At 64.7% G+C, this 15,863-nt stretch carries 7 protein-coding genes; 4 read left to right on the forward strand and 3 right to left on the reverse strand.

Annotated features, from left to right (window positions below):
• Positions 1–24: 24 nt before the first annotated feature.
• Positions 25–5,889 carry an excinuclease ABC subunit UvrA gene (uvrA, locus tag CDV44_RS22185; protein ID WP_087690827.1) on the reverse strand — a complete coding sequence of 1,955 codons (5,865 nt, stop codon included), beginning with the start codon at positions 5,887–5,889 and terminating at the stop codon, positions 25–27.
• A 415-nt stretch (positions 5,890–6,304) separates the two neighbouring features.
• Between uvrA and CDV44_RS22190 the strand changes: the two genes are divergently transcribed.
• From CDV44_RS22190 to CDV44_RS22205, 4 genes are all read left to right on the forward strand, one after another.
• A complete protein-coding gene (locus CDV44_RS22190; RefSeq protein WP_249277651.1) occupies positions 6,305–6,841 on the forward strand; it encodes a sigma-70 family RNA polymerase sigma factor in 537 nt (178 codons plus the stop codon).
• Positions 6,838–7,956, forward strand: a complete 1,119-nt coding sequence (locus tag CDV44_RS22195) for a FecR domain-containing protein (protein WP_087690539.1) — start codon at positions 6,838–6,840, stop codon at positions 7,954–7,956. The genes CDV44_RS22190 and CDV44_RS22195 overlap by 4 nt, the downstream gene beginning before the upstream one ends.
• Positions 7,957–8,116: 160 nt before the next feature.
• A complete protein-coding gene (locus CDV44_RS22200; protein ID WP_141118786.1) occupies positions 8,117–10,606 on the forward strand; it encodes a TonB-dependent siderophore receptor in 2,490 nt (829 codons plus the stop codon).
• 140 nt (positions 10,607–10,746) lie between these two features.
• Positions 10,747–12,381, forward strand: coding sequence for an SH3 domain-containing C40 family peptidase (locus CDV44_RS22205; RefSeq protein ID WP_087690543.1), 1,635 nt, complete (start codon positions 10,747–10,749; stop codon positions 12,379–12,381).
• A 22-nt stretch (positions 12,382–12,403) separates the two neighbouring features.
• On the opposite strand, the gene CDV44_RS22210 is transcribed toward CDV44_RS22205, so the two are convergent.
• Together CDV44_RS22210 and CDV44_RS22215 are read right to left on the reverse strand one after the other, a co-directional pair.
• Complete coding sequence (locus CDV44_RS22210) at positions 12,404–14,557, reverse strand: UvrD-helicase domain-containing protein (protein WP_087690545.1); 2,154 nt, start codon at positions 14,555–14,557, stop codon at positions 12,404–12,406.
• Between the two features lie 27 nt (positions 14,558–14,584).
• Positions 14,585–15,835, reverse strand: coding sequence for an FAD-binding oxidoreductase (locus tag CDV44_RS22215; RefSeq protein ID WP_087690547.1), 1,251 nt, complete (start codon positions 15,833–15,835; stop codon positions 14,585–14,587).
• Positions 15,836–15,863: the final 28 nt, after the last annotated feature.

Raw genomic sequence — 15,863 nt, forward strand, 5'->3', positions numbered from 1 at the left:
TTCTGCTCAGCGGAAGTCCTGCGGTTACTTCACCGCTTCCGCTTCTTCGACCTTAGCGGCCGATTGCGCCAGCACCGGCCTGAGGGCGATACCGGTATGGCTTGCCGCGACCTTCGCGAGCGCATCCGGTGATGTTGCCGCCACCACGGTGCCGCCGTCCTTACCGCCTTCCGGTCCCATGTCGACGATCCAGTCGGCTTCGGCGATGACGTCCAAATTGTGCTCGATCACTACGACGGTGTGTCCGCCGTCCACGAGACGGTGCAGCACCTTGATCAGACGTGCCACGTCCGCCATGTGCAGACCCACGGTCGGCTCATCAAGCACATACAACGTGTGCGGCGACTTCTGACCACGGCGCGTAATGTCGTCGCGCACCTTGGTCAACTCCGTCACCAGCTTGATACGCTGTGCCTCGCCGCCCGACAACGTCGGCGACGGCTGCCCCAGCGTCAGGTAACCGAGCCCCACGTCCTTCATCAACTGCAACGGGTGCCCGATACTCGGCATCGACGCGAAGAACTCGACCGCTTCGTCCACTTCCATCGTCAGCACGTCGCCGATGCTCTTGCCACGCCACGTTACCGCCAACGTTTCGGCATTGAATCGCTGGCCGTGACACACGTCGCACAACACCTTCACATCGGCAAGGAAGCTCATGCCGATCGTGCGCACGCCCTGCCCCTCGCACGCCGGACAACGCCCGTCGCCCGTGTTGAACGAGAAGCGCGAGGCCGAGTAACCACGCGCACGCGCTTCCAGCGTGTCGGCAAAGAGACGTCGAATCGTGTCCCAGAAGCCGATATACGTTGCCGGACACGAGCGCGGCGTCTTGCCGATCGGCGTCTGGTCGACTTCGAGCACCCGGTCGATCGTCTCCCAGCCGGTCACCGACTCGCAGCCGTGCCACGCATGCGTCACCGCGCGACGCGGTTCCGCCGGTACCTCCGACTTGGCGCGCGGCTTACCGTCCGCCTTCACCGCATGCCGCACCGTGCCCTTACGGGCGCGGCGCTCGGCCGGTGAGGACATCACCGAACGGCCTACGGCGTCGAGCAAATTCGTCATCAACACGTCGCGTGCCAACGTCGATTTGCCCGAGCCTGAGACGCCCGTAATCGCCGTCAGTCGCGAGAGCGGCAGCGATGCCGTGACGTTCTTCAGGTTATGCAGCGTTGCGCCATGCACCGTCAGCCAGTTCGGCGGCACCGCTTCCGTGCCCTTCTTCGGCGCAACGACTTCGCGACGCGGTTGCAGCGGGTGCTGCAACGGATGCGCGAGGAACTTGCCCGTCAACGAATCGGGATGCGCCGCCAGATCGGCCACGCTGCCCTGCGCCACGAGTGTACCGCCGCGCTTGCCTGCGCCCGGCCCGATGTCGATGATGTGGTCGGCGCGACGAATCGTGTCCTCGTCGTGCTCGACCACCACCAGCGTGTTGCCTTGGTCGCCGAGCTTGCGCAGCGCGCCAAGCAGAATGCCGTTATCGCGCGGGTGCAAGCCGATGGTCGGCTCGTCCAGCACGTAGCACACGCCCTGCAAATTGCTGCCGAGTTGCGCCGCCAGACGAATCCGCTGCGACTCGCCACCCGAGAGTGTCGGCGCCGCACGGTCCAGCGTCAGGTAGCCCAGCCCCACTTCTTCCAGAAACTCGAGGCGGCCCTGAATTTCGCTGATCAGGTCGCGCGCAATGCTCGCATCGCGGCCATGCAGATGCAGCCCTTGCACCCAATGGCGAACGTCGGTGACGGTCCACTGCGCAACGTCCGAAATCGCCTCTTCGTCAAAGGTCACGGCCCGCGCGACCGGATTCAGTCGCGCACCGTGGCAGTCCGGACAGGGCTGATCGCCCACGTCTTCCGGTTCTTGCTCCTCCGACGGCAGCGAATGCTCGCGTCCGCGGTTGTCTTGCCCGAGCACCGTGTCGTCGAATGCTTCGCGCTGCTCACGCGTGAGCGCCAGCCCCGTGCCCACGCAGGTCGTGCACCAGCCGTGCTTGCTGTTGAACGAGAACATGCGCGGATCGAGATCGGGATAGCTTGTGCCGCACACCGGGCACGCACGCTTGACCGAAAACACTTCGATCTTGCCGACGCCTTCGCCGGGTTGTTCACTGGTCATGGCGTCGCCCAGACCGTCGAGCGGCGCCAGCAGATGCATGACGCCCTTGCCCAATTCGAGCGCCGCCGCGAGCAACGTACGCAGCAGACCTTCGTTCTCGGGGGTGATCACCACGTCACCGACGGGCAACTCGATGGTGTGCTCGCGGAAGCGATCAAGCTTCGGCCACGGATCTACCGGCAGGAAAACGCCGTCGACGCGCAGATGCGAATGCCCGCGCGCCTTGGCCCACTTCGCCAGATCGGTATAGATACCCTTGCGGCCTACCACCAGCGGTGCCAGCAAACCGACGTGCTGACCGCGCCGGTCGCGCATCAATTGCGCCACGATGGAATCGGGGCTCTGCGCCGTCACCGGCGCGCCGTCGTGAATGCAATGCTGAATACCGAGTTTCACGTACAGCAGCCGCAGGAAGTGCCAGATCTCCGTGGTCGTCGCCACCGTACTCTTGCGGCCGCCACGCGACAGACGTTGCTCGATGGCCACCGTCGGCGGAATACCGTACACGGCATCGACTTCCGGACGCCCCGCCGGCTGCACGATGGAGCGCGCATACGCGTTCAGCGACTCCAGATACCGGCGCTGCCCCTCGTTGAACAGAATGTCGAACGCGAGTGTCGACTTGCCCGAGCCAGACACGCCCGTGATCACGCTGAATTTGCCGCGCGGAATCTCCACGTCGAGCGACTTCAAATTGTGTTCGCGCGCATTGATGATCCGGATGGCGTCGCCACCCGCTGGCTTACGATGGGCGCGCGCGGCACGCAAGGCGGTTTGCAACGGCATGCCGGCATCGTCCTTTGTGCTTGCCGCCACGGCCTGTGCAGGTGCCACGATATTGCGCTCGTAGTCGGCCAGTGCCTTGCCGGTATGCGAGCCGGGGCATGCCACCACATCGGCCAGCGTACCGGCGCAAAGCACTTCGCCGCCGCCTTCACCGCCCTCCGGTCCCAGATCGATGATCCAGTCGGCAGCGCGCACCACGTCGAGATTGTGCTCGATCACCAGCAGCGAATTGCCGCCGTCGAGCAACTTGCCGAACGCGCGCATCAGCTTGGCGATGTCGTCGAAGTGCAGGCCCGTCGTCGGCTCGTCGAAGATGAACAGGCGGCCGCGATGCGCCACCTTCTGGCCGCTTGCCGTCTTCTTTTGCGACGCTTCGGCCAGAAAACCCGCGAGCTTGAGACGCTGCGCTTCACCGCCCGAGAGCGTCGGCACCGGCTGGCCCAGCTTCACGTATTCAAGTCCGACATCCACGATCGGCTGCAACACACGCAGTACGTCGCGATCCGACGAGAACAGCTTCACCGCCTCGTTCACCGTGAGGTCGAGCACATCCGACACGCTCAACTCGCGCATGGCTTCACCCGGCACGGCACGCTGAATCTTCACGTCGAGCACTTCGGCGCGATAGCGCTTGCCATCGCAGTCCGGGCAGCGCAGATACACGTCGCTCAGGAACTGCATTTCCACGTGCTCGAAACCCGAGCCGCCGCAGGTGGGGCAACGTCCGTTGCCCGAGTTGAAGCTGAACGTGCTGGCGTTGTAGCCGCGTTGCAGCGCTACCGGTTCAGCCGCGAACAGCTTGCGAATCTCATCGAACGCACCGACATAACTCGCCGGGTTCGAACGCGCCGTCTTGCCGATGGGCGATTGATCCACGAACACGACGCCCGACAACTGCTCTGCCCCCACCAGTTCATCGTGGGCACCGGGCGCCTCGGTCGGGTCACCGAAGTGACGCGCGAGTGCCGGGCTGAGCACATCCTGCACGAGCGTCGACTTGCCGGAGCCCGAGACGCCCGTCACACAGACAAGCCGTTGTAACGGAATGTCGACGCTGATTTGTTTGAGGTTGTGTTCGCGCACGCCCGTGAGCGACAGGCGCGGCGTGTCGGCATCGACCGGACGGGCGCGCCAGTTCGACGCGTTCGCCACGTGCTTGCGCCCGCCGAGATAACTGCCGGTGAGGGTGTCGGCGTTGCGCACTTCTTCGGGCGTGCCGTCGAACACGATCTGACCGCCGCGCTCGCCGGGGCCGGGCCCCATGTCGATCACACGATCGGCCGCCAGCATGACGGCCGGGTCATGCTCGACCACCACCAGCGTATTGCCCGCATCGCGCAGGCGATGCATCGCGGCAACAATGCGGTCCATATCGCGCGGGTGCAGGCCGATACTCGGCTCGTCGAGCACAAACAACGTATTGACGAGCGAGGTACCCAGCGCCGTCGTCAGGTTGATCCGCTGCACTTCGCCGCCGGAGAGCGTGCGGCTCTGGCGATCGAGCGTGAGATAGCCGATGCCGACGTCGCATAGATACTTCAGTCGCGTGCCGACTTCCTCTTGCAGCAGCTTGAGTGCATCGTCGAGCAGGCTCGACGGCAGCGTGAGCGAGTCGAAGAACTGACGCACGCGCGAAATCGGCATGAGCATCAGGTCGTGCATGGTCAGGCCGGGCAATGCTTCGAGTTGCGCGCGCGACCACGACACGCCGCGCGGCATGAAGCGTTGCGACGGCGGCAGCACGGCGTCGGCGTTCTCTTTCGACCCCAGACGCCACAGCAGACCTTCCGTCTTGAGACGCGCGCCGCCGCAGGTATCGCAGGTGGTGTAGCTGCGGTACTTCGAGAGCAGCACGCGAATGTGCATCTTGTATGCCTTCGACTCCAGATAGCCGAAGAAGCGTCGCACGCCATACCACTGCTTGTTCCACTCGCCCTTCCACGTCGGGTCGCCTTCGATCACCCATTCCTGATGCTCGGGCGAGAGCTTCGACCATGGTGTGTCACGCGGAATACCTGCCTTACCGGCATATTCAAGCAAGTCCTGCTGAATCTCTTTCCATGCGGGCGTCTGAATCGTCTTGATCGCGCCGCCGCGCAGCGTCTTGCGCTCGTCGGGAATTACCAGACCGAGGTCGACACCGATCACGCGCCCGAAGCCCCGGCATGCCTCGCAGGCGCCGTAGGCCGAGTTGAACGAGAACAGTGCCGGCTGCGGATCGGCGTAATGCAGATCGCTATCCGGGCAGTGCAGGTCCTGCGAATACCGCCAGATGTCCGGCTCACCTTCTTCCGCGAGCACGTAGACGTTCACACGGCCACGTCCGCGCTTGAGCGAGGACTCGATGGCTTCCATCGCGCGCGCCTTCTCGGTGTTCTGCAAGCGGAAACGGTCGGCCACCACGTCGAGCACCTTGCGCGTGCCGGTGGTACTCACGACTTCGCGCTCGGCCTGCACGCGGGTGTAACCCGAGGCGGAGAGCCACTGCGTCACCTCGTCGGGCGTGACACTGCCCGGCAGTTCCACCGGGAACGTGACGACCAGTCGCGGGTCGCCCTGCGCCGTGCGCGTCATCAGTTCCGCGTAGATGGTCTCGGGCGTGTCGTGGCGCACGGGTTGCGCCGTCTCGCGATCGAACAGCGCCGCCGCACGGGCGAACAGCAGTTTCAGGTGATCGTTGAGCTCGGTCATCGTACCGACCGTCGAGCGCGAACTGCGCACGGGGTTGGTCTGATCGATGGCAATGGCGGGCGGCACGCCTTCCACATGGTCGACCTGGGGCCGGTCCATGCGGTCGAGAAACTGACGCGCGTAAGCACTGAAGGTCTCGACGTAGCGACGCTGGCCTTCGGCAAACAGCGTGTCGAAGACCAGACTCGATTTGCCGGAGCCGGACGGACCGGTCACGACCGTCATCTCGCCGGTCTGGAGATCGACGTCGAGATTCTTGAGATTGTGCTGACGGGCGCCACGAATGCGAATGGCGTGGTTGGCCGACGATGCAGGCGACGGCGTTGCCGGGGTTGTCGCCGGGGTTGTCGACAGATCGGGTTTCGAGGACGAATTATCCAATTGTTCAGGGCCGCTTGGTTGACGTCTGAAAGTGCGCATGCGCGCCTCGGGGGAACTACTGTATCAGGCCGATACGACAGGCGCTGACAGCATCCACGCTCCGTTCGGCATGGGGCGATTGTACTGTATATTTGTACAGCACCTCACCCATACCCCCATTGCCGATAGTCCTAATTTTCGGAAGGTCGGCGCTACCGTGCCCCCGCATTTATTTCCCATCCGTCGCCGCCCCATGCGTGACATGATATGATGCGAATGATTATCATTAACCAACAAAACTGTTGAATCAGTGACGGCAGCGCAAGCCCGCGGCCGAGCCAAGATCATGATGCGTGACGACACCGGGGGCCGTTCAGACCACGCACGCGCCGAAGCGTCCGGCGTGGCCGCGCTCTATCACGATCACCATGGCTGGTTGCGTAACTGGCTGCACCGCAAGCTCGGCAACCACGGCGACGCGGCCGATCTCGCGCACGACACCTTCGTGCGTCTGCTCAGTAAAGACGCCCCCGTCTGCCCGCGCGAACCGCGCGCATTCCTGACCGTCGTCGCACAAGGCCTCGTCGCCAATCTGCATCGCCATCGCAAGATCGAAGCCGCGTATCTCGACACGCTCGCCGCACAGCCCGAAGCCGTCGCGCCCGATCCGGAAACGCGCGCCATCCTGCTCCAGACCCTCATCGACATCGACCGCCGCCTCGACGGCCTGCCGCCCGTCGTTCGCCGTGTGTTCCTGATGTCGCAACTCGATGGCCTCGCCCAACGCGATATTGCCGAAGCCGTCGGCATCTCGATTGCCACCGTGCAACGCCATATCGTCAAGGCGCTGCATGCCTGCTGCTTCGGGAGCCACCGTCCATGAGCGCCCACTCGCACACCGCTGGCGCCCCATTGCCGGAATCGGTCACGCTGGCCGCCACCGAGTGGTTCGTCCGTCTGCAAGCGCACGAAATGTCCACTGGCGGCACGAGCAGCGTGGCGACGGATGCGCAGACCAGCGCCCGCGCCGCCGATCAAGCCGCGTGGCAACGCTGGCACGACGCGCACCCGCAGCACGCGCAGGCATGGCAACTACTGGTCGATTTCGGCAGCCGGCTGCGCACAATTCCCCCCGTAGTCGCTCACGGCACGCTGCTGCGGATGACGGCGCGCAAGGCCGCGACGAGCCAGTCACGCCGCCGTGTACTCGGCCTCTTTGCGCTGGCGACGGTCGCCGGGGCCGCGTGGACCGCACGCGACAGCGCGACGGTGCAATCGCTGCGCGCCGACCTGAGCACCCGTGTCGGCGAGCGCCGCACCGTGCAACTGGACGACGGCACTTCACTCGCGCTCAACACCGATTCGGCGGTCGACGTGCGTTATACGCAAGACACCCGCCGCCTGCGCTTGCTTCGCGGCGAGATTGCCGTCACCACGGGTGCCGATGCCGACCACGGCCATCGACCGTTCTTCGTCGATACGGCACACGGCCGCTTGCAGGCCCTCGGCACGCACTTCCTCGTGCGTCAGCAGAACGACACCGCTTCGGTCACCGTGCTCGAAGGCGCCGTGCGCGTAACGCCATCGGACGCCACCGGAAATGCCATCGTGCTCACCGCCGGTCAGGGGGCAACCTTCGACGCCACGGCCATCCGCTCACGCTTTGACGACACCAGCGCCGCCAATGCCGTCGCGGCATGGACGCAAGGCATGCTCGTCGTGCACGCCATGCCGCTCGGCGACTTCCTCGCCGAATTGAGCCGCTATCGTCGCGGCCATCTCGGTTGCGCACCCGAAGTGGCCAACCTGCTGGTCTCGGGAATCTATCCGGTCGACGACACCGAGCGCGTGCTCGACATGCTCGCGCGCGCGCTGCCGGTCGAGGTCGAGCGCTATACCCGCTGGTGGGTGCGTGTGCTGCCAGGCACGCAAACCGGCGAGCCGCCAGGGCGTATCCGCACGATCCGGACCTTCGGCGGGGACCGTACGCACACCTGAACCGCGCGCGGTACGTCGATCGCCGCCCCGGTCGCCGGGCGACAGGCACCGCCCGCTAAAAACTTTTTTGCCGTCGGATGAGGGGTTTTCGAATCTCGCGGGGCATAGGAAGGAATGCCCATTTCGATGTTCGATGCTCCATAGAAAGGAATCCGCCGTCATGTCTTCTCACGTCAGCCCCACGCCGCCGCGTGCCGCTCGTGCTTCTGTTGCCTGCGTTGCCACTGCCCGCCGCGCTGTCTCACTGGCCGCCTTCGCCGTCTTTGCCGTGAGCGCACAGGTCCACGCCGCCGACGCCACGTCGCCGGCAGGCACCACAGCGGCAACGGCAACCCGCCCCGCACAGCCGCTGCACATTCCCGCCGGCTCGCTGCAACAGGGGCTCGTCGCCTTCGCCCAGCAAACCGGGCTGATGATCTCGTACGACGCCGCCCAGATCGCCGAGAAACGCACGGCCGGCGTCTCCGGCAACTACACGCCCTCGCTCGCGCTGGCGATCCTGATTGAAGGCACCGGCCTGCAAGCCACCGGCCAGCCCAACGGCGGCTACATCGTGGCGCCCGGCGCCAACGCCGGTGCGCCGGCAACAGGTGCGGCCGTGGCGCTGCCCGCGACCGAAGTGAACGCCCGCGCAGATCGCGACGTCGCCCGTGGCCCGGTGGTGGGTTACGTCGCACAGCGCAGCGATACCGCGACGAAAACGGACACGTCGATCATGCAGACGTCGCAGTCGATCAGCGTGATTCCGCGCGACCAACTCAACGATCAGGCCGTGCAGACAGTCAGCGACGCACTCAAGTACTCCGCCGGTGTGAACGCCGACCCGTACGGCAGCGACACGCGCGCCGACTGGTTCTACATCCGTGGCTTCAACGCCGATGCGTATTGGGACGGCCTGCGCATTCCGCAGATCGCCAACCGCCCGGGCAGCTACGCCGCCATTCGCGTCGACCCGTACACGCTGGAGCGCGTGGAAGTGCTGCGCGGTCCCAGCTCGATCCTCTACGGCGCGGGCAATCTGGGTGGTCTGGTCAACCTGGTGAGCAAGGTGCCGAGCGCCGAGCCGTATCGTGAGATCGGCGTCGACTACGGCACGTTCGACCGCCGCCAGTTGCGCGTGGACGTGACGGGCCCGGTCAATGACGATGGCACGCTGCTCTATCGCATCACGGGTCTGGGCCGTCTGGCCGACACGCAGACCAACAACGTGACCGACGACCGCATCATGATTCAGCCGTCGATCACGTGGCGCCCGAATGCGCAGACGAGCCTCACGTGGTTCTTCAACTACTTGCAGGACAACATGGGCTCGTCGGTCAGTTACGGCCCGGCCATCGGCATGGTGACGCCGTCGCGCTGGGGACGCATCGACCGTGAACTGCTCACCGGCGACCCCGCTTTCGACCGCTATCGCAAGACACAAGTCGCGACCGGGTTCCGCTTCGAGCACCGCATCAACGACGCGCTGCAACTGCGCTCCAGCGTGCGCTTCACGCACATGGACCTCGACTACAAGTCGATCTACGGCACCGCGCTGCTCGCGGACCAACGCACGTTGCAACGCACCGCCTATCAGGCCGAGCCGATCCTGAACGGCTGGCAGATGGACAACAACGTGCAGTACGACACGAAGACCGGCCCGGTCGCGCACAAGGTGGTCGCCGGCACGGACTTTCAGTCGCAACGTTTTCTGAATCGCGTGTGGACCGGGTCGGCACCATCGCTCGACCTCTACGCACCGGTGTATGGCGTGAAGGGCGTGCTGCCGGCCAACCCGACGACCAGCACCGATCAGACGCAAACGCAGCTCGGCCTGTATTTGCAGGACCAGATGCGCTGGGACCGCTGGTATCTGACGCTGGGCGGGCGCGAAGACTTCACGTGGTCGACGACCGACAACAACATCGCCAAGACCACCGTGAAGCAGACGCCGAACAAGTTCACGTGGCGCGCCGGTCTGTTGTACGAGTCGAGCTTCGGCGTCTCGCCGTACTTCAGCTACTCGACGTCGTTCTTGCCCACGCTGTCGACCAACCTCGCGGGCGACCCGCTCAAGCCGACCACCGGCCAGCAGTACGAGATCGGCATCAAGTACCAGCCGACGAACACCAACGCGCTCTTTACCGCGTCGCTGTTCAATCTCACGCAACAGAACGTGTCGACGGCTGACCCGGCCAATACGCGCAACACGATCCAGACCGGGGAAGTGCGCTCGCGCGGCGTGGAACTCGAAGGCAAGGTGAGCCTGACGAACAAGCTCAATGTCGTGGCCAGCTACACGTATCAGGACGTGGAAGTCACCCGCAGCAACAACGCCGATCTGGGCAAGCGCCCGTATGGGGTGCCGCGCAACATGGCGTCGTTCTGGGCCGACTACAACTTCGGCAATATCGGCAACGTGAAGCTCGGTGCAGGCGCTGGCGTGCGCTATCTGGGCCAGACCGCAGGCGATACCGCCAACTCGTTTTCGGTGCCGGGCGTGACGCTCTTCGACGCTTCGCTGCACGCTGACATCGGCTGGCGCTGGCGCCTGCAACTGAACGCGACCAACCTGTTCGACCGCACCTACGTGGCGGGCTGCAACACCACCGTGCAGTGCTACTACGGCACGGGCCGCACGGTGATCGGGAGCGTGACGGCGCGCTGGTAAGCACGCGGGCAAGCAAGCCACGGGTAAGCCCTTCAAGCATCCACGCGGCGACGCCCGCCACAGCGCGTCGCCGCGGCCACAGGGGGAACGATGAAAACGATGGAGTAGCATGGCGTCATTCGGGCTTTCCATCGTCTCCCATGGGTGCAAACCTGCCGGCGCCGCGCGCCAACGTGCTCGCTTCGATCACTCGCGTTTCCGTTGCGCTCGTGAGCGCCGTTGCCCTGCTCACGGCCTGTGCGGGGCCATCGCCGAAGCGTGAGATCACCGCCGCGACCGCAACCTCGTCCACATCAACGACGGCGACCGCGCAGCCCCGCTTCAACGTCGCCCGCTTCCCCATCGAACACTACGATCAGGACGTCGATCACTGGATCCGTCCCGATGCGCCCGGCTACGATCAGCCGCTCATTTCTCAAGCAGAACAGACGCGCCGGTTCGAAGCGTTCCGTGCCCGTTACTTCGGCACCGCCGCAGCCGATGCGTCGCCGTGGAACGGCACATGGCTGTCGACGTCCCTGCTCAACGCGGCGGGCGCCAGCCAGATTGCCGATTCCCAAGCGCGACGCGTTCGCCGCTTCGACAACAGTGCCGCCGGTGTGCGCAAGACCTACGGCGAGAACTTCCAACCGCACTCGCAGGCGTGGATTCGCGCGATCGAGTCGAACATGGCGCTCGCGCAACTCGATGCCGACCATGCCAACTGGCGTTACGACCCGCGCCGCCGCGGCATCACGGTCGATAACGCGCTAGTGCGGCAACTGCCGACATCCGACCCCGCGTTCTACGATTTCCGTCAGGCAGGGGAAGGCTATCCGTTCGACGCGCTGCAAGACTCCGCTCTGCGTCCGGGCACACCCGTGTACACGCTCGCGCGCAGTGCGGACGGGGCATGGCTGCTGGTGTACTCGCCGGATTTGATCGGCTGGGTGGATGCCCGCACGGTGGCGTCGGTCGACGAGCGGTTTGTCGCGACGTGGCGGGCGGCGGCACAGCGCGGACTCGGTGCCATCGTGCATGCCGATACGACGCTCGCCGACACCGTACCCGGCACACTCAAGACGATCTATCGCACGACGGCGCCCATCGGGACGGTACTGCCGATGGCACGCGCACAAGACGGCCGGCAAATCGTGATGTTCCCCGTGGCCGATACCCAGCGAGCTGCCGTGGTCCGCACGATGCAACTCGATGCGTCGACGTCGACAGTTGTGCCGATGCCGTGGTCGCTGACACCGCGTCACATGGCGCAAGTCATGAAGCAGATGATCGGGCGGCCGTACGGGTGGGGAAATACGCTGTTCTACAACGACTGTTCGGCGGAGACGCGCAGCCTCTTTGCGCCGTTCGGCATCTGGCTGCCGCGACATTCTTCCGACCAGTTACGCGCGGGCCAACGCACGAACCTTCGGCAAGCCGACATCGATACGCGTTTGCGCACGCTCGCCGAGCGTGGCCGGCCGCTCATGACGTTGATCCACATCGACGGCCACATCATGCTGTACCTCGGCAACACGCAGATCGACGGGCAGACCGTGCCCATGACGTATCAGAACGTGTGGGGACTGTCGCCAGCGGATAACAGCCGGCGTAACGTCATTGGCGGTTCGGTGATTCTGCCGCTGTTGAAGACTTATCCCGAAGACCCCGAAGCGCGCTCGCTGGCGGGCAAACGGCTATTCGAAATCAGTGTGATTGGCGACGGGAATGCCGATGCCGGCGGCGACGCGGCACACGCCAAGAGTGCCGACACGCCGGAGGAAATGCCGCAGTAGCGGGAACGCTGTTAGGAACGAATCAAAGCCACGGCAGGAAGCGCTCGGTGCTCATATCCGACGTGATGTACCACTGCCGCCGCGCGGGATCGTAGCTCGCACCGAGCCCTCGAATTTCCGCGTGGTCGCGCGGATCGTAGTGCTTCAGATAGATGCGGATAATGCTGTCTGCGGACGCGAGTTGCCGATTCCGGTCCAGCGCAATATCCGCGCGCAGCGTCGATGTCTCCAGCGCCAGATCACCGATGAACCGGCTCTGAAGCACGGCATCGGTAGATGACGTCACCAGCACCAGCTTGTTGCGCGCGCGCGTCGCGGCCACGTAGAACAGATTGGCTTCCTGATCGTGCGCGAGATGCGGGTTCGGGAATTCGTTGCGATCCATGTAAGGCAGAATCACCCGGTCGAACTCGCGTCCCTTCACGTTGGAAACCGTATCGATGATCACGCGCTCGACTCGCCGTCCGGTCGTCGCGGAGGTGACTGTCGTGAGCCACGTATCGAAGAACCCCGCGAGCGTATCCGGCTTTCCCGCCATGGCACTTTCAAACGCATCGAGCGACCGGGACACCATTTCCGCGTCATACGGTTTCGCGTAAACGCGCCGCGCAATGGCCCCGAAATCGATCCTTGTGCGAATCAGCTTGAACCCATCGACGGCGCTCAATCCTTTCACGAGTCCACGAATTTCCAGCACCAGTGCGCCGACCTTGGTCACAGGACGCTCCGGTACATCGCCCACTAGCCACGTCTTCAGGAACTCCTCGAACAACTCCGGGTTCTGCGCCAGCAGCGCTTGCATCTCACGAACGCGTCCGGGCTCGATTTGCACATTCCCGAACAGCGCCAATGTCGCGGCAATTGCCACGCGATCGGACGATTCCAGTCTGCCAAAGGCGCCAAGCGCGTAAGCAAACACGCCGCGAACGAAACGGATCTCTTCGCGATGATGGAAGTTGCGCGCGGCGGGCGCCCGATAGCGGATATTGCGCCGCCACAGCACTTCTTCGATCAACGCCGATTGATGCCAGTCGCGCAGCAGAATCGCGCACGCGTCGGCACTTCCCGCCTGTGCAGCCCACTCGGCCACTTCGTCCGCCACCGCGTTGGCAACGCCAAGCGGACTGCCGTCGCCTTCCACCAGTTGGATCGGCGTGTGCGTGCGGACGTACGACTCGATCGTCTTTTGCTTGAACGCAGCGACCGGGTAGGCAATGTGCGGTCCATGACGGAACGTCTGACTCAGCGGATAGAGTTCGGTCGACGTGAAGTCGTTGCGGAATCGGTCGCCCATGTAGGTGTCGCTCGCACCCAACGTCGCGTGAATCACCTGATCCTTGTCGCCGACGCCGAGAAAACGGCACTGGTTGGCGAGCAACACGCGGCACAACACCCGGTAAGCCGCCTCGTTGAAGTCGTGCTGCTCGTCGCAGACGACCAGACTGTACGGCCCCAGATACGCATCGGCGATGGCATCCATGCCGATCGCTTTCGCCAGATCGTAGGTCGCGTCGTACGGGTCGCGAAAACGCGGCTCGTCGTCGCGTCCCCGTCGAATCCGTTCGTATTCGATCGTGATGATGAACTGCGCCCGGGTCACCCCCAGCGTCTCGAGCATGCCGTCCAGATTCTCGTCGTAGATATCGTCGAACAAGGCACCGGACGCTTTCAGACGGCGCATGGCGTCGATAGCGAGTGCCACGTTGACGTGATTGGGCTCGAAGGTTCCTTCCGGAAATGCCTCGACGGTCTCGTCAGGCACGTTGTCCATGGCCTCTTCGATCCACGGCGCCAGATCCCGATCGAGTTCGAACTGCGTGGCGCGCGAGTCATCGCCCGGCAGGCGGGAGAGCACGTGCCGGCTGAATTTGTCGAACGTGAACACGTGCACTTGCTCGGCCGCACGCACGTGGATACCCGCCTGCGCCAGCCGGCGATTCAACACCGACGCGGCCGTGTCGGTAAATGTGAGCGCGAGAATGTTTCCCGGGGACGTGCCCCGCGCGACCGCCTCACCAATGCGCGCCACCAGCACCGACGTTTTCCCCGCGCCAGCGTTGGCCTGCACAAGGCAAACGCGTTCCTTGGCTAACTGAATCGCCACCTGCTCGGCTGTCGGTGCCGGGCCATTCGGCACGAAGCGCGGTGCGCGCGAGGTATCAACGAAATCTTCCATCAAGCCTGATCAATTTTCTGGTGTGCGTTAGTGCGGCGTGGACGACAGGAACCGCTGCACACCGAATGGGCGCGGATCCAGCAACGGGGTCTCGCCCGTCATCATTTCGGCCACGAGACGGCCGGTGACCGGCCCGAGTGTGAAGCCGTGGTGCGCGTGGCCGAATGCAAACCACAGGTCCCGATGTGCGGGCGCAGGGCCGATGATCGGCATCATGTCCGGCGTACACGGGCGACGGCCCATCCATGGTGCCTCGTCGACGCGCTCCGCCAGAGGGAACGTCTCGCGCGCCAACGGCTCGACGGCCGCGAGTTGCACCGGTGTCGGCGGGGTGTCTCGAAGACCGAGTTCGACGCCCGTCGTCAGGCGAATGCCACGCGTCATCGGCGCGATCAGGAAGCCGTACTCGGCATCCAGCACCGGTTGATTCAGTTGCGCGCCATCTTGCGCGCGATAGTGCATGTGATAGCCGCGCTTGACCGCCAGCGGCAGCCGATAACCGAGCGACGCGCTCAGGGTATCGGACCACGGTCCGAGTGCGATCACCGCGCGGCGGCCTTCCACCACACCCTCAGACGTCTGCACCGTCCACTGCGGCTTGAGTGTCGCCGCATCGCCCGTCAGCACCCGGCCACCGAGCGATTCGAAGTAGCGCGCGTATGCCGCCACCAGACCGCCCGGATCACGCACCGAATTCGAGGCCGTGTAACGCAGTCCGCCGATGAGCGCGTGCGTGAGCGAAGGCTCCTCCGCGCGCAATCGCTCCACACCGAGGACTTCGTGCGGCACGCCGTATTCCTGTTCCCATTGCGCCGCATCGCGCCGGGCAGCGTCCATCGCCGCGACCGTGCGAAACACCTTCACCCAGCCGCCTTCGCGCAGCAACGCCTCCGCGCCGGACGCCGTGATGAGATCACGGTGTTCCGTAAGGCAATGGGCAATCAACTGGCTGTAGTGCCGCGCAATCTGCGCATGCCGTGCCGGTGCCGAGTTGTGCCAGTAACGCGCGAGGAAGGGCGCCATGGCGGGCATGGCCGACGGGTGATAACGCACGTCGGTCGAACGATTGCGCGCGTAGCGCAACAACGTGCCGATGTCGCGCGGAAACGCGTACGGATAGACGCCTTCGCGCTGAATCAGCCCGGCGTTGCCGAACGACGTCTCGTTGCCGGGCGGTTTGCGATCGATCAAGGCCACCGACAACCCGCGTCGCTGCAAGTGCACGGCGACCGACACACCGACCATTCCTGCACCGAGGACAAGCGCGTCGAACGTCATAGGGAAGGGGGCGAAAAAAGGAAGGGAG

Origin of the sequence: Pandoraea sp. PE-S2R-1 (genome assembly GCF_002179865.1) — a bacterium.
In the GTDB taxonomy this organism is placed as follows: Bacteria; Pseudomonadota; Gammaproteobacteria; order Burkholderiales; family Burkholderiaceae; genus Pandoraea.